This is a genomic window from Methylobacterium oryzae (genome assembly GCF_021398735.1).
Classification (GTDB): domain Bacteria; phylum Pseudomonadota; class Alphaproteobacteria; order Rhizobiales; family Beijerinckiaceae; genus Methylobacterium.
In genome coordinates this window covers 2713291-2739552 of the sequence record NZ_CP090349.1, presented here as the reverse complement: position 1 = coordinate 2739552, position 26262 = coordinate 2713291, and the positions used below count along the sequence as shown (strand labels likewise).

The 26262-nt window shown below is 72.6% G+C and carries 27 protein-coding genes and 1 tRNA gene; 13 read left to right on the top strand and 15 right to left on the bottom strand.

The genetic code is table 11. From position 1 onward, the window contains the following. The first annotated feature begins 5 nt into the window (after positions 1-5). From LXM90_RS13175 to LXM90_RS13150, 6 genes are all read left to right on the top strand, one after another. Complete coding sequence (locus tag LXM90_RS13175; RefSeq protein WP_020092222.1) at positions 6-1670, top strand: heme biosynthesis protein HemY; 1665 nt, start codon at positions 6-8, stop codon at positions 1668-1670. A 226-nt stretch (positions 1671-1896) separates the two neighbouring features. After that, positions 1897-2331 (top strand): NUDIX hydrolase, encoded by a 435-nt coding sequence (locus tag LXM90_RS13170; RefSeq protein WP_020092221.1) that lies wholly within the window; start codon positions 1897-1899, stop codon positions 2329-2331. Between the two features lie 102 nt (positions 2332-2433). Further along, positions 2434-2508, top strand: a tRNA-Thr gene (locus LXM90_RS13165). A 123-nt stretch (positions 2509-2631) separates the two neighbouring features. Beyond that, positions 2632-2913, top strand: a complete 282-nt coding sequence (locus tag LXM90_RS13160) for a hypothetical protein (protein ID WP_020092220.1) — start codon at positions 2632-2634, stop codon at positions 2911-2913. Between the two features lie 422 nt (positions 2914-3335). Then, complete coding sequence (locus LXM90_RS13155) at positions 3336-4193, top strand: manganese catalase family protein (RefSeq protein WP_020092219.1); 858 nt, start codon at positions 3336-3338, stop codon at positions 4191-4193. 88 nt (positions 4194-4281) lie between these two features. Next, complete coding sequence (locus tag LXM90_RS13150; protein WP_026604783.1) at positions 4282-4599, top strand: metal-sensitive transcriptional regulator; 318 nt, start codon at positions 4282-4284, stop codon at positions 4597-4599. A 36-nt stretch (positions 4600-4635) separates the two neighbouring features. Here the strand turns inward: LXM90_RS13150 and LXM90_RS13145 are convergent, their stop codons facing one another. After that, positions 4636-4881 (bottom strand): hypothetical protein, encoded by a 246-nt coding sequence (locus LXM90_RS13145; protein ID WP_020092217.1) that lies wholly within the window; start codon positions 4879-4881, stop codon positions 4636-4638. Between the two features lie 299 nt (positions 4882-5180). Here LXM90_RS13145 and LXM90_RS13140 point away from each other — a divergent pair, with 299 nt between their 5' ends. Next, positions 5181-5930 carry a sigma-70 family RNA polymerase sigma factor gene (locus LXM90_RS13140; protein ID WP_020092216.1) on the top strand — a complete coding sequence of 250 codons (750 nt, stop codon included), beginning with the start codon at positions 5181-5183 and terminating at the stop codon, positions 5928-5930. Between the two features lie 87 nt (positions 5931-6017). Then, positions 6018-6413, top strand: coding sequence for an energy transducer TonB (locus tag LXM90_RS13135; protein WP_020092215.1), 396 nt, complete (start codon positions 6018-6020; stop codon positions 6411-6413). A 60-nt stretch (positions 6414-6473) separates the two neighbouring features. Here LXM90_RS13135 and LXM90_RS13130 read toward each other — a convergent pair whose 3' ends face one another. Further along, on the bottom strand, positions 6474-6641 hold the full coding sequence (locus tag LXM90_RS13130) for a hypothetical protein (protein WP_020092214.1): 168 nt from the start codon (positions 6639-6641) through the stop codon (positions 6474-6476). 455 nt (positions 6642-7096) lie between these two features. On the opposite strand from LXM90_RS13130, the gene LXM90_RS13125 reads away from it, so the two are divergent. Continuing rightward, entirely contained in the window at positions 7097-7318 is a 222-nt protein-coding gene (locus tag LXM90_RS13125) for a hypothetical protein (protein ID WP_020092213.1), read from the top strand. Between the two features lie 88 nt (positions 7319-7406). On the opposite strand, the gene LXM90_RS13120 is transcribed toward LXM90_RS13125, so the two are convergent. After that, on the bottom strand, positions 7407-7994 hold the full coding sequence (locus tag LXM90_RS13120; protein WP_020092212.1) for a TadE/TadG family type IV pilus assembly protein: 588 nt from the start codon (positions 7992-7994) through the stop codon (positions 7407-7409). Then, entirely contained in the window at positions 7988-8599 is a 612-nt protein-coding gene (locus tag LXM90_RS13115) for a TadE/TadG family type IV pilus assembly protein (RefSeq protein WP_020092211.1), read from the bottom strand. The genes LXM90_RS13120 and LXM90_RS13115 overlap by 7 nt, the downstream gene beginning before the upstream one ends. 428 nt (positions 8600-9027) lie before the next feature. Between LXM90_RS13115 and LXM90_RS13110 the strand changes: the two genes are divergently transcribed. The 3 genes from LXM90_RS13110 to LXM90_RS13100 all read left to right on the top strand — a co-directional run bounded on the left by LXM90_RS13110 (position 9028) and on the right by LXM90_RS13100 (position 14319). Then, on the top strand, positions 9028-10419 hold the full coding sequence (locus tag LXM90_RS13110; RefSeq protein WP_020092210.1) for a TadE/TadG family type IV pilus assembly protein: 1392 nt from the start codon (positions 9028-9030) through the stop codon (positions 10417-10419). Positions 10420-10472: 53 nt separating this feature from the next. Then, positions 10473-11510, top strand: coding sequence for an HD-GYP domain-containing protein (locus LXM90_RS13105; protein WP_020092209.1), 1038 nt, complete (start codon positions 10473-10475; stop codon positions 11508-11510). An 85-nt stretch (positions 11511-11595) separates the two neighbouring features. Continuing rightward, complete coding sequence (locus LXM90_RS13100; protein ID WP_020092208.1) at positions 11596-14319, top strand: hybrid sensor histidine kinase/response regulator; 2724 nt, start codon at positions 11596-11598, stop codon at positions 14317-14319. Between the two features lie 261 nt (positions 14320-14580). On the opposite strand, the gene LXM90_RS13095 is transcribed toward LXM90_RS13100, so the two are convergent. The 8 genes from LXM90_RS13095 to LXM90_RS13060 all read right to left on the bottom strand — a co-directional run bounded on the left by LXM90_RS13095 (position 14581) and on the right by LXM90_RS13060 (position 21401). Further along, positions 14581-15825 (bottom strand): capsule polysaccharide transporter, encoded by a 1245-nt coding sequence (locus LXM90_RS13095; protein ID WP_020092207.1) that lies wholly within the window; start codon positions 15823-15825, stop codon positions 14581-14583. 306 nt (positions 15826-16131) lie between these two features. Continuing rightward, positions 16132-16326 carry a helix-hairpin-helix domain-containing protein gene (locus LXM90_RS13090; protein ID WP_020092206.1) on the bottom strand — a complete coding sequence of 65 codons (195 nt, stop codon included), beginning with the start codon at positions 16324-16326 and terminating at the stop codon, positions 16132-16134. Positions 16327-16393: 67 nt separating this feature from the next. Then, the gene (locus tag LXM90_RS13085) at positions 16394-16852 is read right to left on the bottom strand and encodes a response regulator (RefSeq protein WP_020092205.1); all 459 of its coding nucleotides are present in this window, start codon (positions 16850-16852) and stop codon (positions 16394-16396) included. Then, positions 16849-17967, bottom strand: a complete 1119-nt coding sequence (locus LXM90_RS13080; RefSeq protein WP_042675188.1) for a sensor histidine kinase — start codon at positions 17965-17967, stop codon at positions 16849-16851. Before LXM90_RS13080 ends, LXM90_RS13085 begins: the two co-directional genes overlap by 4 nt. Before the next feature lie 202 nt (positions 17968-18169). Continuing rightward, positions 18170-18937: an FkbM family methyltransferase gene (locus tag LXM90_RS13075; RefSeq protein WP_234082870.1), complete on the bottom strand. Its 768-nt coding sequence runs from the start codon at positions 18935-18937 to the stop codon at positions 18170-18172. A 129-nt stretch (positions 18938-19066) separates the two neighbouring features. Next, positions 19067-19564, bottom strand: coding sequence for a peptide deformylase (locus tag LXM90_RS13070; protein WP_020092202.1), 498 nt, complete (start codon positions 19562-19564; stop codon positions 19067-19069). 86 nt (positions 19565-19650) lie between these two features. Continuing rightward, entirely contained in the window at positions 19651-20589 is a 939-nt protein-coding gene (locus LXM90_RS13065) for a sigma-70 family RNA polymerase sigma factor (RefSeq protein ID WP_020092201.1), read from the bottom strand. A 62-nt stretch (positions 20590-20651) separates the two neighbouring features. Beyond that, positions 20652-21401, bottom strand: a complete 750-nt coding sequence (locus tag LXM90_RS13060; protein ID WP_020092200.1) for an SDR family oxidoreductase — start codon at positions 21399-21401, stop codon at positions 20652-20654. A 238-nt stretch (positions 21402-21639) separates the two neighbouring features. Here LXM90_RS13060 and LXM90_RS13055 point away from each other — a divergent pair, with 238 nt between their 5' ends. Then, positions 21640-23244: an ATP-binding cassette domain-containing protein gene (locus LXM90_RS13055; protein WP_103985085.1), complete on the top strand. Its 1605-nt coding sequence runs from the start codon at positions 21640-21642 to the stop codon at positions 23242-23244. Positions 23245-23321: 77 nt separating this feature from the next. Here LXM90_RS13055 and LXM90_RS13050 read toward each other — a convergent pair whose 3' ends face one another. From LXM90_RS13050 to LXM90_RS13040, 3 genes are all read right to left on the bottom strand, one after another. Continuing rightward, entirely contained in the window at positions 23322-24263 is a 942-nt protein-coding gene (locus LXM90_RS13050) for an adenylate/guanylate cyclase domain-containing protein (RefSeq protein WP_020092198.1), read from the bottom strand. Between the two features lie 8 nt (positions 24264-24271). Then, the gene (locus tag LXM90_RS13045; RefSeq protein WP_020092197.1) at positions 24272-24517 is read right to left on the bottom strand and encodes a hypothetical protein; all 246 of its coding nucleotides are present in this window, start codon (positions 24515-24517) and stop codon (positions 24272-24274) included. 300 nt (positions 24518-24817) lie between these two features. Continuing rightward, positions 24818-26119: a glycosyltransferase gene (locus LXM90_RS13040; RefSeq protein WP_020092196.1), complete on the bottom strand. Its 1302-nt coding sequence runs from the start codon at positions 26117-26119 to the stop codon at positions 24818-24820. Between the last annotated feature and the right edge of the window lie 143 nt (positions 26120-26262).

Sequence of the window (26262 nt, the reverse complement as noted above, 5' to 3'; positions counted from 1 at the left end):
ACCCCATGTGGCGCGCCCTCGCCTTCCTGGCCCTGCTCGCACTCGCCGCCTTCGGGGCGGTCTGGATCGCCGACAGGCCCGGCACCGTCACCGTCGTCTGGAACGGCTACCAGATCGGCACCAGCCTCGCGGTCGCCCTCGTCGGCGTGATCGCGGCGGCGATCGTCCTGGGCGTCCTCTGGGCGATCGTGCGCGGTGTCATCGGCCTGCCCGAGGCCCTGGTCCGCGGCTCGGCCGAGCGGCGCCGGGCCAAGGGCCTCTCGGCCCTCTCCCGCGGCATGGTGGCGGTGGGCTCGGGCGATCCCCTGGCGGCCCGCCGCTTCGCGGGCGACGCCGAGCGGCTCCTCGGCACCGAGCCGCTGACCCTGCTGCTGAAGGCGCAGGCGGCGCAGATCTCCGGCGACCGGGACGCGGCCGAGAGCGCCTTCCAGCGCATGGTCGACGATCCCGAGACCCGGGTCCTGGGCCTGCGCGGCCTGTTCGTCGAGGCCCGGCGCCGCGAGGACGAGACGGCCGCCCGCGCCTACGCCACCGAGGCCGCCCGCCTCGCCCCGAGCGTGACCTGGGCCAACGAGGCCCTTCTGGAGGCGCAGAGCGCCGACGGCGACTGGGCAGCCGCCCTGGAGACGATCGAGCGCCGCTCGTCCCTCGGACTGATCGACAAGGCCGCGGCCCGACGCCAGCGGGCGGTGCTCCTCACCGCCATCGCCGGCGAGCGCGAGGCCGGCGAGCCGGAAATCGCCGCGGAGCGGGCCCTGCAGGCGGTCAAGCTCGCCCCCGACCTCGTGCCGGCGGCCTGCATCGCCGGCCGCCTCCTCGCCCGTCGCGGCGACGTCAAGAAGGCCGCCCGGATCGTCGAGGCGGCCTGGAAGGCCAATCCCCATCCCGACCTCGCGAAGGTCTATCTGGGCCTGCGTCCCGGCGATTCGGTCCGCGACCGCCTCGCCCGCGCCGAAGTCCTGGCGAAGCTGTCGGTCTGGGACCCCGAATCCCGCCTCGCCCTGGGCCAGGCCGCCCTCGACGCGCGGGACTACAAGCGGGCCCGCGAGGCCGTGAAGCCCCTGCTCTCCGACCGTCCGACCGCCCGGGCCTGCCTGATGATGGCGGCCATCGAGGAGGCCGAGCACGGGGCCGCTTCCGGTCAGGCCCGCGAGTGGCTGGCCCGGGCCGCCCGCGCCCCGCGCGACCGCGTGTGGATCGCCGACGGCATCGCCACCGATACCTGGGCGCCGGTCTCGCCGGTGACCGGGCGCCTCGACGCCTTCGCGTGGCGCGAGCCCCCGAACACGCTCGGTGCCGCGCCCGCGGTGGAGCCGGAGGCGGACGCCGCCGGCCCGGCCCTCGTGCCGGCGGCCCCGAACGCCGCGGCGCCGGGCGCCAGACCGCTCGCCTCATCGGTCCCCGTGTCGCCTCCGACCGTGTCCCCCGCCGCCGCGACTGCTCCGGTCCCGTCGCCGACACCCGCGTCGACCTCCGCGTCGGCCCAGGCCGCGTCCTCGGCCTCGGTCGCGTCCGCGGCGTCGACCTCCACCGGCCCGATCCCGACCGTCCTTCCGGCGAAGGCGAGCGCCTCGAAGGCGGCCGGTGCCGACCCGGTCTCGGCCGGGATGGCGTCCGCGGCGCTGCCGCCTTCCGGCTCGGGTGAGCGGCCGGTTCGTCGGATCGGGTGACCGGTTTCACGGCGCGCCGGCCGTCCGAGCGCGAGATGACAGGAGCGCCGCGGGGTCACGAACATGCCGGGGCGTTCGACTATTGCAAGTTGAATGAGCCGGCGCGCCGTGTAGCTTGTCGTGAGCTGCCGACCGAGGATCCGATCATCCCCCAGCCCGCTCACAGCCCGCGCGCGCCGTCGATCCGGTCGGATCGGAGGGGCGTCCCACGTCGCCGGGTGCGCCCGTGACCGTCCTCGAGGAGGACGGCGAGCCGCGGCGGCAGGTCGGGGCCCTGCCGTTCCGGCACGGGCGGGACGGCAAGACCAAGATCCTGCTGGTGACCTCCCGGGAGAGCCGCCGCTGGGTCATCCCCAAGGGATGGCCGATGAAGGGTCGCAAGCCGTTCGAGGCGGCCGCGCGGGAGGCCTACGAGGAGGCCGGCCTGCGCGGTGCGGTCGGCAAGCGGCCGATCGGGCTGTACCTCTACCAGAAGCGTCTGAGGAACCTCGACACCGTCCTGTGCCAGGTGAAGGTGTTTCCGCTGGAGGTGCGCAAGCAGCTCAAGCATTTCCCGGAGGCGCGCCAGCGGGAACTCCGATGGTTTACCCCGTCGGACGCCGCCGAGGCCGTGTCCGAGCCCGGGCTCGCCGCCCTGATCCGGGCCGCATCGCGCACCTAAAACGGCGCGGAAGCGCAACACGGCGTTGCCAACCCGGCGGCGATCCGTTATGGCCCCACTCGGCCGGACGGAGACGCCCTCGCGGGAGCGCCCCGGTCACCTGCTGCGGTAGCTCAGTGGTAGAGCACTTCATTGGTAATGAAGAGGTCGAGAGTTCAATCCTCTCTCGCAGCACCAGAAACCTTCCCGATCTCGCAATCAGTTCGGACGATGCTAACGGTTCCCTAGCGGAACCCGTCGCAGACTGAGGATCGCGTCGGCTGCCCGGCCGACACCATCCGCTGAAGGGGACGCGCGGACGTGAACTCGACAGCCCTGTTCACCATGCTGGGCCTCGTCATCGGATGGGCGGTCCTGGCCGGCGCGGCCCTGATCACCGGGCGGGTCGCCACCTTCGCGTTCCTGATCCTGACGCTGATCGCCCTCTACCTCTACGTGCCGTGGGTGCGGCTGCGGGCGAGCGGGATCGACGGGTCCAGCCGGCCGGTCCGGTTCTGGACCAACGTCGCCATGCTGGCCGTCAGCCTCGCCGCCTGCCTCGCCTTCGGGATCATGCTCGCCCGGCGCACCGGGCTCCTGTAGGCGCCCGTAGAGCGGCGCGTTCCGCGGCCGCGCCGCGCGCGCCCGGCGATCCCGAGAGAGCTGTCCCCTGTCCGACCACCGAGCGCCCTCACGCGGCGCATCGCGGGCAGAGAAAGGGGCCGCTGATCCGGTCATTCGCGGCGCCCCCTTAACATGGGTGAGGCGCCCTTAACTTACATTGTGTAATTTTGGCCGGTTAGGCGCGGCCCTGATCGTGGATTTTCACGACAATACCCTGGGGCGACGCGGGAAAATTCGTTCGGTCAAATATTGATCGTTATAAAATTCGCGAAAGATCGAACCGTGGTCCCGAGGCGGGGTTGGACAGGGTGCGAGGCGCGATGCTCCCACGGAGTACCGGGCCGACGGCCGATCGTACGGTGGGCTTGAGCACGCCGTGCCTCTCGCGAGGGACAGACATCATGTACTATCACGACAAGCGGCTTCAGTACCCGGTCAAGGTCGACAGCCCCGACCCGATCTACGCCCGCATGCTCCAGCAGGCGATTGGCGGCATCGAGGGCGAGATCCGGGTCGCCTTCCAGTACTTCTTCCAGGCCTGGGGGAACCGCGCCCCGACGACCAAGTACCGCGACATGCTGCTCAATACGGCCACCGAGGAGATCGGCCATATCGAGATGCTCGCGACTGCGGTGGCGCTGAACCTCGAGAACGCCCCTACCAAGGTCCAGGAGGCCGGGGCGGCCGACGCGATCGTCGGTGCCGTGATGGGCGGCGAGAACCCGCGCCACATCGCCGAGGGCATGCTGCACAAGACGCTGCTGTCGACCGGCATGGCCGCCTTCCCGGGTAATTCCGACGGCCAGTCCTTCGACATGAGCCACATCTACGCCAGCGGCAACATCGCGGCCGACATGTACTGCAACGTCGCCGCCGAGAGCACCGGGCGCGTCCTGGCGGTGCGGCTCTACAACGCCACCAACGATGCGGGCATGCGCGACATGTGGAGCTTCCTCATCGCCCGGGACACGATGCACCAGCAGCAATGGCTGGCGGTGATCGAGGAACTCGGCGGCCACGCCGGAACGCTGCCGATCCCGAACTCCTTCCCGCAGGAGAAGGAGAACCAGAAGTTCAACTACAACTTCTTCTCGACGTCGGCGGACGGTTCGCCGCCGCCGGCCGGGCGCTGGACCCAGGGCCCGTCGCTCGACGGCAAGGGCGAGTTCAGCGTCGTCCAGAACCAGCCGATGGGCGAGGAGCCGGTGCTCGGCCCGGCTCGGCCCGACAGCGGTGCCGAGAGCCAGCAGATCGGCTGATCCGCCGGCCGGGACGGCTCACCCGAGGTCGCGGCGCTCCGGTGCGCCACGACCCGCGCGCGGACGGGAACAGGTGGCTCGCAGGACGGTGACACGCGGCACGCTCGTCGACGGTCGTGTCTGCCTCGCCCGGACCGACGCGGAGCGCGCCCCGCTGGTCCGGCGACTGGCGCGGATCGAGGGTCAGGTTCGAGGATTGCGGGCGATGGTCGAGGCCGACAGGCACTGCCTCGACGAGATCCAGCAGATCCGGGCCGCCACCGCGGCATTGCGCGAGGTCGGCCTCCTGATCATCGACCAGCACGTCGCCGCGGGGCTCCGCCTCGCGGCGCGCGATCCGGACCGGGAGGCGGTCATGGCGGACCTCCTCCGGGTTCTGCGGGCGGCCATGGCGGAGGCCGGATAGGCCGGGGCGCCGGCCCGCACCCCCCGGCGCCCACGCTCAGTGCTTGGTCAGCGTCTCGACGACGGTGCCCGGCCCGATGCGCGCCGAGAAACGGGCCAGCCGGCTGCGGCTGGGCTCCTCGAGACCGCCGGCATGCGCGAAGGTCGTCAGGGCGATGCCGACGAGGAACCGGGCCTCCTCGACGGTCACGGCCCGGCCGCTCAGGGTGCTGGCCGCGCCCCGAACGGCGAGGACGGCCTCTTGGAAGGCGGGATCGTCCTCGAGATCCGAGAGCCGGGTCATGGGCACGATCCCGCGGTCGAGAGCGTCCTGCGGCCGCCCCGCTCGGGGCGGGCATTCGCAGCAGCGAGATCTTCGCGTGCGCTGCCGCAGATACGGCCGTGCGGCGAACAGTTTTCCGGTGCGTATGACGTCATCGAACTCCCTCTTTCCGTCGACATCTCTGTCGCGATTGTCGCGGATGCCAGCATATATTGATCCGAAGATGTGCCCATCCGCTGATCTATGTTGCGGCGGATGCGGCGTATTCAGCGATTAATGGCGCCACGCGATTTTTCGTACCCTTCAGGTGATCGGCTATCATGCTCGAACTCTCGCTCGACGCTGATACAATCGACGCGCAGGGCCCCCGGCTCCCCGACAGCGTGCAGTATCACCTCGGCCATCTGCTCGCGGCGACCTACGCGCAGGACAACGTCGAGCCGACCATCGCGGATCGCTTCGCCGAACTGCTGAGGCTGCTCGACGGCGCCTTCGGCCGGGCGCAGGACGGGCGCGAGAAGGCGTTCCAGGCCTCGCTCCTCTCTCTGGTGCCGAACCTGCAGCGCTTCGCCCGCTCGCTCCTGCGCAGCCATGTCGGTGCCGACGACCTCCTGCAGAACACGCTCCTCCGGGCCTGGCGCTCGCGCGCGAGCTTCGCGCCGGGCACGAACCTTGAAGCGTGGCTGTTCACCATCATGCGCAACCAGTTCTACAACGAGCACCGCAAGCGTGGGCGCGAGGTGCAGGACGAGGACGGCGCGCAGGCGGAGCGGATGGTCTCGCTGCCCGAGCAGGGCGGCCATCTCGACCTGAGCGACGTCCAGGCCGCCCTCGACCGCCTGGCGCCGCCGATGCGGCAGGCGCTGGTGCTCGTGGCGATCGAGAACCTCACTTACGAGGAGACCGCCGCCGTCATGCAGTGCCGCATCGGCACGGTGAAGAGCCGGGTCTGGCGGGCCCGGACGCAGCTCGCCGAGATGCTGGGCTACACCGGCCTCGAGGTCGGCAGCGACGACATCATGCTGGCCGCCGCGGGACCGAAGGGCCGGAAATCCACCGCTGTCTCGTGACGGCGGACGGCGGACGGGGTCGCTAGGGACCCGCCTCTGCGCGTAGGGTCGATCCCCGATCCCGGGCTCGAGGAGCCGCCGTTCCCCATGTCGCCGCTCCCCATGCTGCCGCGCGCCCTGATCGCCGCTGCCGTCGTGTTCGGCCTCGCCCTTTCGTCGGCGGCGGTGGCGGCGCGGACCGCACCGGGACCCGCAGCGCGTGCCTGGCTCTCCGACCTCGTCACGCGGATCGATGCCGCGGACCGCGCCGGGACGCGGCCGGGACCGGGCCGTGGCCGCGGAACCGTGGTCGTCCACGTGCAGATCGCCGCGGACGGTGCGGTTCAGGGCGCGGAGATCGAGGAGAGCTCGGGCTCGGCGAAGCTCGATCAACGGGCGCTCCGCGCCGTGCAGGGGATCAGTCCGGCGCCCGCGCCGCCCGCCGCACTCCTGGGTGTGGACGGGATCGTCGATCTCAGCATCCCGGTCGCGCTCGGCCACTGAGCCCGCGCCGAGTATGCGTCTGCCGGCCGGACCCCAATCCCGGCGGCGTCGCCGGACCGGTCAGCGGCTCGGGCCGGTATCGGTGCTGATATAGGCCCCGACGAGATAGCCGGCCTGGAGAGCGGTGAGGTAGGCGAAGAGCAGCAGCACCTTCTCGGCGTCGAACTGAGCCCAGACGAAGATCGAGAGGGCCAGCCACCCGAGGGTGACCAGCATCGAGCTGGCCATCAGAACCGATGCCCGATACCGCCAGCCCTCCCATATGCCCACCGCGAAAAGCAGGGCCGCAACCAGCAACGGGCCGTCTCCTTCCGCGCGAACAGATAAAGTTTTACGCGCTAAACCTCTGGTATTTCGAAGATTTTCGACCGCGCGCCCGACATTCGGGGGGGAGTTTTAATTTTGCATTAACTCGGCCCGCCCGCTGGGGCCGTCCGTCATAGGACGACCCGGTCACGGTCCAAGTCCAGCAACGTCTCCACTCCGCGCCGGCCGCTCGGCGGGCCGGGGATGCAGAATGCGAGCCAGGAAGACGGCGGCGCCGACCGGCAGTTTCACCGGCGATCCATCATTGACAATATCGATAATAGAAATCGATTGCATCTGTTTGGATCATGTTGCTCTGCAGCGTAGATATCCCCTCGAAGCCGGGCACGCCCCGGACAACGAGAGGACTTCAGATCATGACCGTTCGCACCATCGTTCTCGCCGCCCTCGCTGCCGTTCCGATGATCGGGGCCGCTCGCGCCGACGAGAGCATCGCGCTGACCCCGCCGCTCTATCGCGAGCAGGCGCGTCCAACGGCCGCCGTGCGGCCGGCCTCCGAGCTGGCCACGACGCCGCGTCTCGTCCCGGCGAGCCCGGCCTCGCGCCGGGTCGTCGCCACCGCGGTCCCGGCCCGCTGAGGCGGGGCGTGTCCGCGATCCGGCGTCACCGGGTCATCCGGTGGCGCCGGCCGCAAAGCCGGGCCGGTACGAAGCGTCAGCCTAGCCGTCAGGCCGGGCAGGGTTTTCCCCCCGGCAGAACCACCTCGCTCTGCCCGTTGTAGATCTCGCCGCCGCGCACCGGCCAGATCTTCTTGTACCGGAAGGTCCACCGCGTCAGGTTCGAGAGGACCGGGAAGATCGGGTGGTAGGTCATCGTGACTTCCGACACGACGAAGCGGTCGCCGTTCCGGGTCATCCCGGCGGGCGGTGCGCCGAGCGAGGAGCCCGCCGTGCGGGCCTGTCCGTTGGACTCGGCGCTCGAGCAGACCTTGGTCGCCGCCGAGCTGCCGTCGCTGTAGGTGCCCGCCGCCGTGAGCACGATGCTCGCCCGGCTCACGTCGTAGGGGTTGGAGATCGCGCTCGTCGCGGCGAAGACCGGCTTGAGGTCGGCGTAGCTGCCGCGCGAGATCAGGTCCGCCATCGTGGCCGCCGCGTTGTCGAGCCGCTTCCCGATCATGTAGGCGCGGGGCAGCTCGATCGACCCCATCAGGATCAGCAGCAGGATCGGGGCGATCACGCTGAACTCGATCGCGCTCACGCCCTCCCGGTCGCCGATCAGGCGGATCAGGTGGGCGCGCAGGCGACCGCTCAGCACGGCTTGGGCTCGTAATCCTCGGCCCGGAAGATCTCGGTCGTGACCAGCAGCTGAGTCTTGTCGGCCATGATCCGGCCGGTGAAATCCAGCATCTGGAACAGCCGCATCACCGGCACGGCGACCCGGACCGTGACGGTGTCGCCGCCCTGCGGGCACTCGAAGCGCTGGCCGAAGCCCGGCGTCCAGGTCTTCGTGGTCTTGTCGAACGGCTCCGCCGGCTGCGAGGTCGAGAACGAGGGCGTCCGGGAGACGTCGAGGCGCAGGTCGGCGCAGGGGAACAGCGCCGAGGGGCCGGTGCAGACGATCCTGCGGAGGCGCTCGCTCGGATCGCCGCCGTCGGAGCCGTCCTGGAAGGTGCCGGTTCGCAGCTGCCGGACACTCCGGTCGACCGCGATGTCCAGCGTCTGCTGCTCGATCGCGATGACGCCGGATTCCGCCACGACGCCCAGGAGGGCCAGGAACGGCGCGGCCAGGAGCGCGAACTCCACCGCGGAGGCGCCGGTCCGGTGGCCGGCGAACCGTCGGACGCGTCCGGCCGTGCCGGCGCGGCCCTCGGTCCCGCCCGGACGGCGGACGGTCGCGACGCGCCGAAAGATGCCCATCATGCCAAACGAACTCTGCAGGTTCGTGCCTGCGGCCGTCCGGCCGTAGAGGCGCGGACGAAAATAACCCTATGATGAGGCCGTTTAAAAACGGTTCAAATCTGGGTAGAAATTGCGGGTTCAGCAAGATTTTGCGGCCGCGACATGTGATGAGGACGCGAATTCACCCTGAGGTTGTGTGCTGTTGTGTTCATTCGGCGGCCGGCCGGTGAGGCGATCAGTCGTCGAGACGGTGCTGGGCATTGTGCGGCCGCATATAGAAGTTGTTCACAGCTAAAGGCGGCTCTATCGCGTGGCGATAGCTTCGCGGTGCTCGGACGCCACGGATTTTTAGGAGCTGTGCCTTAGACCAACGGTTCGGTGGCCGGTGCCGCCGCAGCCGCCGATCCGGTCCCGCCCTGGGAGACGCGTCCATTTCCCTGTTCTGGAGAGTGCTCCGCGCCGGCCCGCGGGCCCTGACCGACCGGTCCGGCTCGGTCGCCCTGACTTTCGGCCTGAGCGCCGTGGTGCTGCTCGGCCTGACCGGGGGCGGCATCGATTACGCCCGCCTCGCCTCGCGGCGCAGCCAGCTCCAGAACGCGGCCGATGCCGGAGTCCTCGCGGCCGGCAACTACCTCAAGCTCGCCGTCTCGACCTCGGCGGCGGCCAAGAGCATCGTGGTCGACACGGTCCACGCCCAGGCGGCGCCGCGGCCCGAGAGCCCCTACGCTCTCCGCGTCGACGTGGCGGACGACAAGACCAGCGTCGCCACGACGGTCGACGAGACCGTCAAGCTCGCCTTCGGCGGCTTCGTCGGAGTGCCCACCGTCAAGGTCTCGGTCCGCTCGACGGTCCGCGTCGTCGGCAAGATGCGCCTGTGCCTGCTGACGCTGGACCCGCTCGCCGCCGGCGCGTTCGAGCTGGAGAAGAGCGCCGAGGTGACCGCCCAGGATTGCTCGCTCTACAGCAACTCGCAGAGCCCGCGCGGCATGGTCGGCAAGGACAGCGCCTATGCCCGGGCGCAGACAATCTGCACGGCGGGCGGCTTCGACGGCGCCCGCGCGAATTTCGCGCCGCCGCCGCAGACGGGCTGCCCGCCGATCCAGGACCCCCTGAGGGACCGGGCGGCGCCGCCGGTCGGCGCGTGCACGGCGATCCCGTCCTCGGCGAACAGCAAGCGCGACACCTCCGGCAACCTCGTCGACCAGAGCGCCACCCTCGATCCGGGCACCTATTGCGGCGGCCTGTACATCACCAAGAACGCCTCCGTGACGCTGCGCGCCGGCATTTACGTGATGAAAGACGGCCCGCTCATCGTCGACAAGAATGCCGTCATGACGGGAACCGACGTCGCCTTCTACTTCACCGGCAACAAGGGCGGTCTGCTCTTCGACAAGAAGACCACGGTCAGCCTGTCGGCGCCGACCACCGGCCCCATGGCCGGCCTGCTGATGATGGAAGAGCGCTCGGTCAGCGATCCCGTCGACCCCGCGGCGATCCTCGCCGGCCTGGTGGACCAGACCGTCACGCCGCTGCTGCCTGCGCCGCCGCCACCGCCGCCGACCCCGCCGCCGCTGGCCGCGACCAAGCCCATGCGGACCTACCGCATCATCAGCGACAACGCGCGAACCATGCTGGGGACGCTCTACCTGCCGGCCGGCCGCGTGGTGATCGACGCCGACAAGCCCGTCGCCGACCAGTCGGCCTACACGGTGATCGTGGCCCAGCAGGTCAACCTGTACCAGGGCCCGAACCTTTATCTGAACGCGAATTACGACGGGACCAGCGTGCCGGTGCCGAAGGGGGTCGGACCCCTCTCGGGCAAGCTGCTGCTGTCCCAGTAGAGAGGACGCGATGCGGATCCTGCGTCGACTACTCGTCGCCTGGGAGTGACACGGTGCTCGCGCTGATCCTCGACGATTCCGAGATGAACAACCTGCTGATCATGCAGGCGCTCAAGCCCGTGGCCGACTGCGAGCCGGTCGCCTTCACGTGTCCCGTGACGGCGCTCGACTTCCTGCGGGCGCATGTCGACCGGATCGGGGTCGTCGTCACCGACTACGACATGCCCGGCCTGACGGGCCTCGAGGTGATCGCGGCGGCGCGGGCGGTCCCGGGCTTCGCGCACGTGCCGATCGTGATGGTGACGAGCCTCGACCAGCGCAGCCTGCGCCACGAGGCCCTGCGCGCGGGCGCGACCGACTTCCTCGGCAAGCCCTGCGATCCCGTGGAGATCCAGGCCCGCATCACCAACCTGATGAAGATCAGCGCGGCCCACCGGCAGGAGCAGGACCGGGCCGCGTGGCTCGCCCGCGAGGTCGCGGCGGCGGTCGCCGTCATCGAGGCGCGGGAGCGCGAGATCATCGCCCTGCTGATGCGGGCCGCCGAGCACCGCGACACCGATACCGGCGACCACATCGCCCGGGTGGCGGGCTACGTGGGCGTCATCGCCCGGAACCTCGGCTTCGGCCCGGAGGAGATCCGGATCCTGAAGCTCGCCTCCACGATGCACGACGTCGGCAAGATCGGCGTGCCCGACGCGATCCTGCTCAAGCCCGGACCGCTCTCCGCCGAGGAGCGCGCCGAGATGGAGAAGCACGCCGAGCGCGGCCGGCGGATCCTGGAGGGCAGCACCTCCGACGTCGTGCGGCTCGCCGCCGAGATCGCCGAGAGCCACCACGAGCGCTGGGACGGCACCGGCTACCCGAAGGGCCTGCGCGGCGAGGGGATCCCGCTCTCGGGCCGCATCGTGGCTGTGGCGGACGTGTTCGACGCCCTGGTGACCGAGCGGCCCTACAAGGCGGCCTGGCCGCTCGAGCGGGCGCGGGCCTTCGTGGCGGACCAAGCCGGCCGCCACTTCGACCCGCGCTGCGTCGAGGCGTTCCTCGCGGGCTGGGACGCGGTGGCGCGGACCTGCCTGCGCGCCGCCGCCTGATCCGCTCCCCGGTACCGTCGCCCTACCGCCCCTCCCCGTCCCTCCCCGCGATCGGGCCCGACCGGGCCACCTGAAGGAGCCGAGCGTGCATCTCGCGTGGCTGAGGCCGAGGCGCTCCCTGGCGGGCCGGCTGGCTCTGGCGGTGACCGGCGCCGTCACGGCGGCGCTCGTCCTGGCGGCGGCCCTGTCGGTCTGGCGCGAGGTCGCCCGCTACGCCGCCGACAAGCAGGCGGCGCTGGAAGCCGTCGCGCAGGTCTTCGCGCATGGCGGCGCCCGGGCCACCGCGGCGGGCGACGCCGACGGGGCGGACGCGTCGCTGCGGGCGATCGGCAAGGTGCCGTCCATCGTCTACGGGGCGATCGAGCGTCCGGACGGGTCCGTGCTCGCCGAGCAGGGGATCGGCCTGCGCCTGACCCGGGACGCCGCCCAGGACGGCGCGGACCTGTCGCTCCTGCACCTGCTCGCCACCCGCAGCCTCCAGGCGACCGCGCCGATCGTGGAGAACGGGGTCCCGGTCGGCCGGGTCGTGCTGATCGGCGAGACCGACGACATCCTCGGCCATCTCTGGGCCGCCGCGCAGAACGCCGCGCTGGCGGCGCTGCTCGCCGTCGCGATCGGCGTCGGCGTGTCGCTCTACCTGCAGCGCAGCGTCACGCGCCCGCTCGCCGCCCTCGCCCGCACCATGGAGGCGGTCCGCCTGCGCCACGACTACGCGCAGCGCGCGCCCGTGGGCGGCGACGACGAGGTCGGCGCGCTGGCGCGGACCTTCAACGACCTGCTCTCAGCGGTGAACGAGCGCGATCACCGCCTCGCCGCTCACAGCGCCCACCTCGAGGCGGAGGTCAGCGCCCGGACGGCCGACCTGAGCGAGGCCAAGCAGGCCGCCGACGCCGCCAACGCCGCCAAGTCGGCCTTCCTGGCCACGATGAGCCACGAGATCCGGACCCCGATGAACGGCGTCCTGGTCATGGCCGAGCTGCTGGCGGGGTCCGACCTGCCGGCGCGCCAGCGCCGCTACGCCGAGGTCATCGCCCGGTCCGGCCGGTCGCTCCTAGCGATCATCAACGACATCCTCGACTTCGCGAAGGTCGAGGCGGGCAAGCTCGAGCTCGAGCGCGTGCCCGTGAGCCCCGCCGAACTCGCCGACACCGCGGTGACGCTCTTCGCCGAGCGGGCCCGGACGGCCGGGCTCGACCTCGCGGCCGAGGTCGGGCCGGAGGTGCCGCGGGCGATCCTCGGCGACCCGGTCCGCCTCGGACAGGTGCTGAGCAACTTCGTGTCGAACGCGCTGAAGTTCACCCAGGCTGGCCACGTCGCCGTCCGGATGACGGTCGATGCCGCCGACGGGTGCCTCGTGATCGCCGTCTCCGACACCGGGATCGGCATCCCGCAGGACAAGCTGGCGACGATCTTCTCGGCCTTCTCGCAGGCCGACCAGTCGACGACCCGCCGGTTCGGCGGCACCGGCCTCGGGCTCTCGATCGCCCAGCAGATCGTCGCCGCGATGGGCGGCACCGTGGCGGTGACGAGCCGCGTCGGCGCCGGCTCGACCTTCTCGGCGCGCATCCCCGTCACGGTCGCCGAGCCGGCCCGCCCGGTCCGGCGCCGCGACGCGGTGCCGGCCGCGATCGCGCTCGACACGGCCGGTCCCGCCACCCGCGCCGCCCTCGCGGCCGGCCTGCGCGCGGCCGGCTTCGCGCCGGTCGCGCCGGGGAGCGCCGCCGACCACTGGATCGGCGACGCGGCCGCCCTCGTGGCGGCGGGCCGCCGGCCGGACCGGGCCGTGCGGGTGCTCGCGGTCGCGGGACCGGGCGACGGCGCGGCCGACGCGGCGCTCCGCGCCGGTCTCGCCGACGCGGTGCTGCGCTGGCCGGTGACCCAGGCGGAGTGGCAGCCCGTCCTGGCGGCGCTGGCCGCGGGCGACACCCTCGCCGCGGCCGCCTCCCCGCCCTCGCCCGCCGGCACGGACGAGGCACTCCCGCGATTCCCGGCCGCGCGGGTGCTCGTCGCCGACGACAGCGCGGTCAACCGCGAGGTGGCCCTCGAGGCGCTGGCCCGCTGCGGCGTGACCGATGTGGTGACCGTCGAGGACGGGGCCGCGGCAGTGGCGACCGCCGAGACGCAACGCTTCGACCTGATCCTGATGGATGGCAGCATGCCGGTCCTGGACGGCTTCGCGGCCGCGCGGCGGATCCGGCAGCGCGAGGCGGCCACCGGCGGGCGCGTCCCGATCGTCGCCCTCACGGCGCACGTCCTCGGCGAGGCCGCCGACGCCGCGGCGGCGGCCGGCATGGACGGGACGCTCCTGAAGCCCTTCACGCTGCGGCAGCTCGCCGACCTGCTGCAGGCGCAGGTCCCGGCGCTCCGCGTCGCGCCGGCTGCCGCCGCGGCGCATACCGTGACGCCGGCCCCGGTCGCTCCGCTCGCCGCGCCGGCCGTCGCGAACGCCGCCGACGACCTCATCGACGCCGAGGTGATCGACGGGCTGCTCGGCCTCGGAGATGGCGCCTTCCTCGACCGCGTCCTCGACCTGTATCGGGCGCAGGGTCCGGTGGCGCTCGCCGGTCTGAGAGCCGCCCTCGCCGCCTCTGACCAGCCGGCGATCGCCCGGGCCGCGCACAGCCTCAAGTCGATGAGCGCGAATGTCGGCGCGCGCGGCCTCGTGGCGCGGCTGCGCGTCATCGAGGAGGACGCGCGGAACGCGGCCTGCGCCGAGCGGGCGGACGCGTGCGACGCCCTGGACAGCCTGCTCGCCGCGACGATCCGCGGCCTCGAGGAGCGGACGCGGTCCCGGGCGGCGGCCGCCTAGGATCTTCGCGGGCGGCCCCGGAGTCCGTCGGCCCGGCCTATTAAGGCGTTCAGGAAAAGTATTCCATCGGGAGACCGCCCGATTTCGCAGACCTGCCCTGCGATTCGGCATCTGGCATGCCAGCAGGGCCCGCCGTACGGTTGCGCTTCCTCCCAAGCACTCCCTCAGCCCGCCCGGTTCGCCGCGGCGGGCTTTTTCGTCGGCGCTGCCGGCGGGCCGCGGACCGTCCCGACCGCGTCCGCGCGCCGACCCGGCTCGGGATCAGGTGATGAGCATGCGGCGGGTGAACATCGCGGCCGCGAACAGCACGGCGGCGCCGGCGGTGATGATGCTCGTCATCAGGATGCGGCGCGGCTCGGTCGAGGATCCGGCCTTGATGGGCTCGACGATCGGCACCAGGGCCACGACCTGCTGCTGGGCCACGATGCGGGCCCGGTCATAGGCCAGCTGCACGTCGCGGTGATACTTCTCGGCATTCTCGCGCTCGTGCTCGAGATCCTCGAACCGCGTGAGCGCGTCCGAGAGGCGCCGCTTCTCGGTCGGCGCGGTGCCGGCCAGCTGCTGCTGGACCCGCGCGATGTTCGCGTCGAGATCGCCGATCTGCTGCTTCAGGTCGACGATGCTGCGGGATTGCGGGCCGAGGTCCCGCTGGAGCACCGCCAGCTGGACGGCGAGCTTGGTGCGCGTCTCCCGCAGTTCCGAGACCGACTTGATGGTGGCGGTGTTCGACTTGATGACGTCGAGCACGCCCTCGCGGTTGCGCAGCTCGTTCAGGGCGGCGTTGGCCTTGGCCTCGCGCTCCTCCGCGAGCTTCAGGACGCGCGTGCTCACGTCGAGGGCGTCCTTCCGGGACGGCAGGCTGAGGTCGTTCAGCATCCGCTCCGTATCCGTCATGACCGCCTTGGTGATGGCGAGCGACTCGTCGGGATCGAAGGCCTCGACGGTCAGCGACATGATGCCGGACGCCGATTCGACGTCGACGTCGACCCGGCGGCGCCAGTACCGCAGGAACTTCTCGACCGGCTTCTCCGGGTTGAAGCGGGAGAACATGTCGATGTCGTCCCGACCGAACCACGCGCGGATCGGGAGTTCCGCCGCGACCGCTTCGACCATGGGCCGGCTGTGGATGTACTCCTGCGCGATGAGCGTTTCCTGGGCGACGGTCGCCTTGATCACACCGGCATTCGTGCCGACCGTGTCGGGCGTCGCCTTGTCGGCGGTGCCGATGGTCGGCCGGATCGCGAACCGCGCCTCGGTGACGTAGCGGTCGGAGGCGATCAGCCCGTAGTAGATCCCGGCGGCCAGGGTCGGCAGGACGAAGCAGACGACGAACAGGAGCGGCAGCCAGGGGTCGCTTTTGACGTGGCTCTGGTACGAGCGCACGCCCTTCTTGGTGTCGGGCAGGCCCGGGAGGCGCGCGAACTGCCGCAGCGACTGCGCGATCACCTTGTTCCGGTCGATGCCTTTCAGAGGCCGGCCCTGGGCTTTCTCGACCTGCATGTCCATCGTTGCTTCTCGAAGCTCGGGCTTGCGCGGGCGTCGTCGACCCGCGCGGCTTTCACGCCGCTCGCGCAGCCCATCACACGGACAGGCGGCGAAAGCATGTCAGCCGCGCCGTGCCCCCTCCCCCGTGCGGGAGGGCGTTGGGGAGCGGCAGGACGCTTCGAGGTGGAGCGCGCCGTGGAGCCGCTGGGTCCGGATGTGCCTCGTCCGGACGGACCTGATCCCCGACCGGGCGCTCCGCGAGAGCAGACCTCTCCCGACGGATCTCGGGCCTGACCGAGATCCGCGCCGGACCGGTCGGGACCGGCGCTAAGGACTGTCCGCGATCGTGACCTGATCGGCGACACCGTCGGTCTTGCCGCTGAGGCCCGGCACCTCGTCGAGCTGCCGCAGGCTGGTGAACCGGCCGCGCTCCTCCCGGTAGCGCACGATCTCGAAGCCGTGGCCCTTGAGTGCCGGAACGCTGTCCAGTTCCTCGGCCGTCGCCGTGTTGAGATCGATCACGGTGGTGCCCTTCCGCGCCGGTCGGCGCCGTACTCGGTCGCTCCGGTCCCGCGCCGGCCCGGGCGCCTCAGCGGATCGGATCGGCGCGGAACTGCCCGTGGGCGGGCTCGGACGCCCGACAGCGGCAGGCGGGTGGCAGGCCGGTCGGGCCCGTGCGGTTCGGCCCCTCACGGCTCAACAGGCGCAGCAGAACATGCTCGAGCGGCGCCGCCTGGTAGGGCTTCTGGAGCACCGGAACCGCCTGATAGGCGGCGTCCAGGCCGTGCTGCCCGTACCCGGTGGCGAACAGGAACGGCGTATCGCGCGCCAGCAGCAGGTCGGCGACCGGGTAGCTGCGCGCCTCGCCGAGATTCACGTCGAGCACCGCCAGATCGAACGCCTCGGTCCGGGCATGGGCCAGGGCCTGCTCGAGGCGCATCGCCACCACGACCTCGCAGCCCAGGTCGAGCAGCATGTCCTCGGCGAGCATGGCGACGAGGCTCTCGTCCTCGACCAGCAGGACCCGGCGTCCGGCGAGCGGCGTCATGGCGCGCGCGGCCCTTCGACCGCCTCCTGGCCGATCCAGCCGAGCTGGGTCAGCGGGATCCGCATCTGGCAGGTCGCGCCCGCCGGCGCGAAGGTGATCGCCGCGCTGCCGTCGAACTCCAGCGGCAATTGCCGCTCGATGAGCCGTGAGCCGAACCCCTTCCGGGTCGGGGGCGTGACTGGCGGTCCACCCCGCTCCTCCCAGAGCAGGTCGAGCTGCTGACGGCCGTCATCGCGATCGTGAAGGGACCAGGTCACCGCGACCCCGCCCTCGGGCGTCGACAGGGCGCCGTACTTCGCCGCGTTGGTCATCAACTCGTGGAGGGCCATTGCCAGCGTCACTGCCACCTTAGGGTGCAGTCGCGCGTCCGGCCCTTGTAACCGGAAGCGGCCGGCATCGACCTCTGCCAAAAGGTGGGGGGCGAGCGCCCGCTCGACCACGCCGCGCAGGCTGGCGCTCTCCCAATTGTCCTCGACCAGCACGTTGTGGGCGTTGGACAGGGCCGCCATCCGGGCGTCGAAGACGGCGCGCGTCGTCTGGTCCGTCTGCCCGCGGAAGGTCTGCGCGGCGATCGACTGCACCGTGGCGAGAGTGTTCTTCACCCGGTGATTGAGCTCGTTGATCAGCAGGCGTTGGCGCTCGGCGGCCGCCTTCTCCTCGCTGATGTCGCGGACCTCGATGATCGTCCCGATGATGTTGGTCGCGTCGTCGCGGATCGGGCTGGCAGTGAACGCCACGGGGAAGAAGTGCCCGTCCCTGTGCACGAACACCTCCTCGCCGCGCTCCTGATTGTTCTCCGGGAAGGCGCGGTCGATCGCGCACTCCTCCAGCGGGAAGGGCCTTCCGTCCGGGTAGGTGTGGTGGACGATGTCGTGCAGCGGGCAATCGCGGGCGAGGACTTCCCGCAGCGTCCAGCCGGTCAACTGCTCGGCGGCGCGGTTCATGTAGATGCAGTGCTGGCGGTCATCCATCAGGAAGATGGACACCGAGGCGTTGTCGAGGACCGCGTTGAGGCGACGCTCGCTCTCGAAGAGCTGGCCCGACCCACGCCGCAGGCTCGCCAGCGGCGCGCTGGCGGCGGACGAGGATTGAAACGGCTGCCGCGAGTTCGGCACGGTCACGACCCTTCACGCGGGTTGATCTGAGATACCCTGCGCGCGATCCTGGTGGACCTTCGGGACTGGGCACGGTGGGTGGCTGGCCGCGCCGGACGGCCTAGAGGTGGGAGCGTGCAACGCACCATGCGGAGCCGTTGTTCCGCCGCGCGGACGGTCCGGCCGCGCCGTTCCGCCCGGGTCCATATCACGCGGGTCCGGATCACGCGGGTCCGGGCTCCGGGCGGCGCGCGAACAGGGCGGCCCAGTCGGCTCGACGCTCCTGCGGGACGAGGAAGAAATCCCACGTCACGTAGTCGCTGACCTCGAGCCACGTGCTCGCATCGTCGATCAGGTTTCCGGTGATGTCCGCGCAGATGTAGCCGTGGCTCTCGGCGAACCGGTAGAGTGAATCCTGCGCGTGCCCGTAGGCGGAGTAGCCGGCCCAGCCGTACTCCACGCTGACGATCGGGCGGCATCGCCGGAGGAGCTGGGCCGCGCCGCTCAGGGCGTTCAACTCCCCGCCCTCGATGTCCATCTTGATGTAGGCCACCGCGGGGACGTGACTGAGGGCGGTATCGAGCCTCTCCGTCCTGACCTTGATGGTCTTGGACGTGATGGCGGGACTGCTGAAGTAGCGGGCGAGGAGCCCGCTCTCGCCGGGCACGCTCGCGACCGTGAAATCGGTGCGCCCCGCCGCGTCGGAGAGGGCGACGTCGTGCAGCTCGACCTCGGGTCGTCGGCCGAAACGCCCCACCAGATCCTTCATCAGGAACGGGATCGGCTCGAAGGCGTGGACCTTGCCGGTCGGGCCGACGATGTCGACGAACGCGACGAGGTGGAGCCCGGTATGGGCGCCGACGTCGACGACGACATCCCCCGGAGCGAGGAAGCGGCTGTAGCCCTGCCGCAGGATGCGCTCGTAGTCCGGGACCTGACCGGCGTCATGAACCGCCCTGAAGGCGTTGGCGGCGGCCACGGCAGGATGCATGCGCAGGGTCCGTTCAGAGGGGACGAGTCCGGAGGGTCGGCGAGGTCGCGCCCATGGTAGCCCGCCCGGCGCCGGCTCTGCCAGCGCGCCGCGGCGGGGTGCCGACGCCCGCCGCGAGCCCCGACCGGATCAGGCGGGCCGGCCCTTCCCGAACCGCTTCAGCAGTCGCTCGCGCTTCAGGCGCGACAGGCGGGCGATCCAGAACACGCCGTCGAGCTGGTCGATCTCGTGCTGGAGGACCGCGGCCGGGAAGCCCTCGGTCTCCTCCTCGTGGGCGGACCCGTCGAGGTCGCGGTAGCTCAGGCGGATGCGGGCGGCCCGGGTGATCCGCTCGCGCACCCCCGGCATGCTGACGCTGCCCTCATCGTGGGCCTCCGTGTCGGGGGACGCCCAGGACACGACGGGGTTCACGTAGACGCGGGCGCTCTCGTCCGGCGACATCCGCACCACCACGAGGCGCGCGGCCACGCCGATATGCGGGGCCGTCAGGCCGATGGCGCTCTCGGCCATGAGCGTGTCCCGGACGTCGTCGGCGAGGGCCCGCAGGGCCGCGTCGAACGCGTCGACCGGTTCGGCCGGGCGCGTCAGGCGGGGATCGGGAAACAGGACGAGCGGGCGCGCCGGCATGGTTGATCAGTCCGCGTGGGTCGTTTCACCAGCGGCGCCGCGAGGGCCCGCCGCGCGCCATGCAAGCCGCGCCGCGGGGCGGATCGTCAAGACCGGCGCGCCGCAGGCCCGGCCGCGTCGCCGGGTCCCGGGCCGGCCGCGACGGCGCGCGCGACGTGGTGGAGCTTGTCGGGATTGCGCGTGATGTAGATGGCGTCGACCCGGCCGTTCTCGATCGCGAGGGCCGTCGTCTGCAGGAGGCCGCCGCGCTCGCGGGTGACATAGCCCGGAAGCCCGTCGATCCACACGAACCCGACCAGCGCCGCCCGGCCGTCGCCCCACTTGCGCCGCGCGCCCGCGTAGAGCCGGAGCAGGCGCTCGAGCCCCCGGATCGGGTTGACGAAGGCGAGCACCCTGCCGCCCCCGTCCGAAGAGAGCGTCACGCGGTCGGCGAGCAGCGTCCGCAGCCCCGCGACATCGCCGCTCGCGGAGGCCTCGAAGAACGCCCGGGCGACGCGCTCGCCCTCGTCGCGGGTCACGGGAAAGCGCGGGCGCGCGGCCCGGACGTTCCGGCGCGCGCGCGCCGCGAGCTGGCGCACGGCCGGCGCCGTTCGCCCGAGCGTCTCCGCGACGTCGCCGAGCGGCAGGCCGAACACGTCGTGGAGCAGGAAGGCCGCGCGTTCCAAGGGAGACAGCCGCTCGAGCGCGAGCATCAGCGTCAGCGTGAGGTCGTCCTCGTCCACGCCGTCCGCCCCCGGCTCGACCAGCGGCTCGATCAGCGGTTCCGGCAGCCAGGGGCCGACATAGCTCTCCCTGCGCGCGCGCGCCGACTTGATCTGGTCGAGGCAGAGGCGCGTCACGACGCGCGCGAGGAACCGGTCGGGCGCCGCGACCCCGCTCCGGTCCGCCGCGACCCAGCGCAGCCACGCGTCCTGCACGACGTCCTCGGCCTCGCTGCGCGAGCCGAGCATGCGGTAGGCGATGCGCAGGAGCCGGGGACGGTGGGCCTCGAAGGCGGCGGTCCCGTCCCCGCGCCCCGGCGGCATGACCGGACCGGAGGCCTGATCGCGTCGGGGCGGAGCCCGCCCGCGGGGAAGGTCGGGTCCCGTCATGCCGTCGTGAGCCAGGTCTCGAAGCGCGTATCCCCGAGGCGGGCCGCGGCCGCGTCGTCGGGGACCAGGGAGCCTCGCGCCAGCGCGGCACCGAAGTAGCGGGCCGCGGCGTCGACCGTCACCGCGCGGCCGTCGCCGGCGGCCGCCGCGCGCCGGGCGACGAACGCCCGGAACGGCAGCCGCTCCGGCCCCGCGACGTCGATCGTCCCGTCGACCGGCGCGCCGACCGCCACCGCGGCGAGCGCCGCGGCCACGTCCGCCGCCGCGATGGGCTGGAAATCCGCGTCCGGCACGAGGATCCGCTCCCCGACCGCGAAGGCTTCGGCGATCGTCGCGACGAACTCGAAGAACTGGGTGGCGCGGACGATGGTGTAGGGAAGGCCCGACGCCGCGATCAGCCGCTCCTGCGCGACCTTCGCCCGGAAGTAGCCGTTGCCGTCCGCGCGGTCCGCGCCGACGATCGAGAGGGCGACGTGGTGCTTGACGCCCGCCTGCCGGCCGGCGGCGAGGAGGTTGCGGCTCGAGCGCTCGAAGAAGTCGCGCACCGCCGCCTCCTCGAAGGAGGGCGCGTTCGCCACATCGACCACGGTGTCGGCGCCGACGAGAACCTGGGCCAAGCCGGCGCCGGTCACGGCGTCGACGCCCGTGCTCGGGGAGGCGGGGACGGCCTCATGGCCCGCGCGCTTCAGCTCGGCCGTCAGATGCCGGCCGATCAAGCCGCTGCCGCCGATCACCACGATCTTCATGACGTCTGTCTCCCGCGCGGACCGGGCCGAGGGGCACCCTGCCGCTCCGGCGTCCCGGTCGGCGACAGGACGATGCAGCATCCCGGTTTGTGACATCCCGCCGCAAAAAGCGACGGCCGCGGCGTTGCGAGAGGCCGCGACCGGCGCTACGGAGGCCCCCCCGCCGGAGCCGAGACGCCGATGAGACTGACCCTGACTGCAACGCCGCCCCGCCTTGTCGCCAGGACCGTCTCTCCGCATGCCAGCACAGCTCGCCCTCCTGAACCTCGCGTGGACCGCGCCTGACGGGCGCGCCGTCCTCTCCGGCATCACCGCCAGCTTCGGGCAGGAGCGGACCGGCATCGTCGGCCGCAACGGGGCCGGCAAGAGCACGCTCCTGAACCTCCTGGCCGGCCGCCTCGCGCCGACGGGCGGCAGCATCCACCGCGACGGCACGGTCGCCCTGCTGCGCCAGTTCGCGGCCCCGACCGCCGACGAGACCGTCGCCGACCTGTTCGGCGCGACGGCGGGCTTGGCGCTGCTCCGCCGCGCGGAGGCCGGTGCGGCGGAGGCCGACGAGCTCGCCGTCGCCGACTGGACGCTCGCGGAGCGCCTGACGGGAGCGCTGGCGCGGATGGGCGTGGCGGTGGACCCCGACACGCCGCTCCGGCGCCTCTCCGGCGGGCAGCGCGCCCGCGCGGCGCTGGCGGCGGCGATCTTCGCCGCGCCGGATTTCCTGCTCCTCGACGAGCCGACCAACGACCTCGATCGCGACGGGCGGCGGGCGGTCCTGGAACTTCTGCAGGGATGGCGCGCCGGCGCGATCGTGGTCAGCCACGACCGGGCCCTGCTCGACGCGATGGACGCGATCGTGGACCTCGCGCCGGCGGAGGCGACCCGCTACCGGGGCAATTTCGACGCCTTCCGGCAGGCCAAGGCGACGCGTCTCGCCGCGGCCGAGCACGACCTCGCGGTCGCCGAGAAGCGGACGACGGACCTCGCCCGCCGGGCGCAGGAGCGCGTCGAGCGCCAGCAGCGCCGCGACGCGGCCGGGCACCGCCGCTCCGCGAAGGGCGACCTGCCCCGGATCCTGGCCGGGGCTCGCCGGGACAACGCGGAGCGGACGGCGGGCGGGAGCGCGCGCCTCACCGAGCGCCAGCGCGCCGGCGCCGAGGCCGATCTGGCGGAGGCCCGGGACCGGATCGCGGCGGTGAAGCCGGCCGCGATCGCGCTCCCGCCGAGCGGGCTCCACGCCGACCGGCGCGTCCTCGCGCTCACCGACGTGACGGTCGGCTACCGGCCGGGTCAGCCGGTCCTGCGGGACGTGTCCCTCGCGGTCACGGGTCCGGAGCGCGTCGCCCTCCGCGGGCGGAACGGCTCGGGCAAGTCGACCCTGCTCGCGCTGGTCGCCGGCCGCCTCAGCCCGTGGTCGGGCCGCGTCTCGGTCGGGGTGCGCGCCGCGCTGCTCGACCAGCGCCTCGACCTCCTCGATCGCGACCGGACCGTGGCGGAGAACTTCGCGCGTCTCAACCCGGAGGAGGACGCGAACGGGTGCCGGGCGGCGCTGGCGCGGTTCCAGTTCCGGGCGGCGGCCGCGGACCGCCCCGTCGCGGCGCTGAGCGGCGGCGAGCGGGTCCGGACCGCCCTCGCCTGCGTGCTCGGCAACCGCGCGCCCCCGCCCCTCCTGATCCTCGACGAGCCGACCAACCACCTCGACCTGGACGCGGTCGAGGCTCTCGAGGCCGGGTTGGCGGCCTATGACGGCGCGCTCCTCGTCGTCAGCCACGACGCGGCCTTCCTGGACGCGTTGGGGATCACCCGGCGCGTCGACCTCGACGACCTCGCCGACCGGCCCCGCGCCTGAGGGTGGCATCCGGAACGGCGGCGGGACGGGACGCAGTCGCCGCCCCCTACCCCGCCGGGTCTTCAGGAGGCGTCGGTTCAGTCCGCACGCGTCCCGGCCGGATCGAGCCGGAGGGTGAACAGGCGCAGGACGGTGCGGCCGCCGCGCACGGGCCCGACAGCCACGATCCGCGCCCCGCCGGACGGCGCCGCCCGGACGACCGCCTCGGAGGCGAGGCAGTCGCAGGGCAGCGCGCGGGTCATCTGTTCCAGCCGACGGGCCACGTTGACGGTGTCGCCGACTGCCGTGAACTCGACCCGCTCCGCCCCGATGACGCCGATGAAGACCGGGCCGCGATGCAGCCCGATGCCGACCCGCACCGGTGGCAGGCCGGCCTGTCCGCGCTCCCGGCTCCAGGTCGCCATCGCGGCCGCGAGCGCGCGGGCCGCCGCGACGGCGCGACCGGCATCCCCGGGCGCTGCGTCCGGCACGCCGAACACCGCCATCACCTCGTCGCCGACGAACTTGTCGACGAAGCCGCCCGCCGCCTCGATCGCCCGCGCGGCACGGGACCGGAACGCGGCGAGGAACGCCGCGACCTCGCCGGGCGCCATGCCCTCGCAGAGGCGGGTGAAGCCGCGGATGTCGGCGAAGAGCACCGTCGCCTCCTGCTCCCAGCCGGGGCGCCGGGCGGCGCGATCCGTCTCGGCGACCCATCGGGCGACCGTCGGCGCGGTCAGGCGCGCGAGGTTGTTCCGCTGCCGCGTCGCGGCGCACGCGGCGCCGCGCAGGCGGTGCACCCGCAGCGAGAGCCATGCCAGGGCGAGCCCGCCGAGCCCGACCGTGACGGGCTCGGGCGTCGTCGTGGCCGCGAGCGCCAGGAGCAGCGGCAGCGGCGCCGCGGCGAGGAGCCGGCCGCGCCCCGCCGCCGCGACGGCGAGGTGTCGGCGGAGGGGAACGGCCCGCGCCCGTCGCCCGACACCGCCAGCGAGCCCGGAACAGGCGTCCGCCGTGTCCGCGCGGGGCTCCCGCAGCGCCATCGCGGGCATCAGCAGCGCGAGCAGACGCGGGCGATGATGCGCTGCGCCCGGGAATGCTCCCGCTCCACGGCGGGGGAGCGGAGGTCTAGATCCGTCCGGAACGGGCGTGCCCGGGCGATCGCCGCGACGCTCGGGACGTCGGGCTGCGCGAAGCGCGGGACCGGCTGCGCCGGCGCGGCGGTCGGGGCCGCCAGGACTGTCAGCATCGTCCCGAGCGCGGTGGCTGCGGCGGCCCGTGTGCGGTGTGAGATCATGATCTCGTGCTCCTCGTGGTGGAGCGTCCGAAGTAAAAATCCGATCTTTCACCGCGATTTCGGCGGATCGGAAAACAATGACAGCAGACACGCGGCGCGAACGACGGGCGGGCGCGGGATCGTTGCCGGGACGGTCGTGACCCGGGTCCGGGCTCGTCGCCCCGACAGTCGCCCCAATGGTCGCCCCGACACGCGAACGGCACCCGGTCCGCCAGACCGGGTGCCGTGATGGGCGCGGATGCGGGGGCCGTCCCCGCCGGGACAGTCCCGGGACGGTCCCACGCCGGGTGCGGCGGACGCTCAGGCGGCGCTGCGCGCGCGGTCGCCGTGGCTGGACAGGAGCCGCAGGATCTCGGCCTTGGCGTCGTAGGCGGCGAACTCGGCGGCGAGGCGCCGCGCCTCCCGGCGATGGCCGGGCGCGTCGAGCACGGTCCGCACCGCCTTCCGGATCGCCTCCGGCGTCGGGTCATTCGCGGCGAGGTCGATCCCGGCCCCCGACCACGCGATGCGGGCGTTCACGTCGGCCTTGTCCTCGGTGAGGCCGGCGGCGACGAGGGGGATCCCGTGGCTCAGGGCCTGGTTCACGCTCCCGTAGCCGCCGTTGGTCACCATGGCGTCGACCCGGGGCAGCAGCCACTCGAAGGGCAGGTAGGGCGAGAGCCGCGCGTTGGCCGGGATCGGGCCGGGGATCGCGTCGAGCCCCCGGCCGCCGCCCGTCACCACGGTCAGGATGTCGGTCTCATCGGCCAGCGCCCGGAGGGCGGGGCCGACGAGCAGGCCGAAATCGTGGTTCGCGACCGTGCCCTGCGTGACCAGCACGACCTTGCGCGCGCCGTCGAGGTCGCCCGCCCAGGGCGGGAGCGCCGCCTGCCCCGGGACGATCGGCAGCGCCCCGATGAAGCGCACCGTCGGCGGCAGCGGGAACGGGTACTCGAAACTAGGGACGGTCAGCTGCAGGTAGGTGTCGGCGAGCCGGACCACCGCGTCGAACAGCGGCCAGGGCGGGGCGGCCCGGCCGAGTTCCGCCAGCTTGGCGGCGAGGCTCAGCCCGACCGGCCGGTCGACCGCCGCCTCGTAGGCCTCTGCGATGCGGCCGTAGGCGGCCTCCTGCTCGGGCGTCTCGGCCGGCGGGAGGCCCAGGAAGGCCGGAGCCCGGTCGGGCCGCGCGCAGTGCAGGATCGACGTGCCGCACAGGACGATGGCGGGGCGCTCCGCGCGCGGCCCCAGCAGCAGCGGCAGGGCGCCGAAGAACATGTCGTCGCCGATCACCAGCGAGGCCGGGAAGGCCCGGAGCGCCGCGCGCAGGCCGCGCGCCTGGTCGGGGATGCGGTCGACGAACACGCGCTCCATGGCGACGCGCAGCCAGTCCGGTCCCGGCGCGATCTCGGCAAGTTCGGGCACGACCGCGCGGAGGTCGCGGCCGTCGAAATCCGCCGCGCCCGGCAGCGCCATGAAGCGGGCGCCGGCCGCCACGATGCGGTCGCGGAAGGCCGAGCCCGAGAGGACCATGACCTCGTGGCCGTCCGCGATCAGCATGTGGGCGATGGCGAGGAGGGGATTGAGATGGCCCGTGGCGGGCGTCGAGCAGAGGAGGACCTTCATCGCTTGTCCTTTCCGTGGGGGGCGTGAGGGCGCCGCGATCGCGGCGCGTTCGCCGGGGCGTCCGGGAGCGAGGCTGGGGGCGGTCCGTTACGGCGTCGCTGCGGCGCGGGGCCGAAGCGGCTACGGCTGCAACGGGCGCGCGT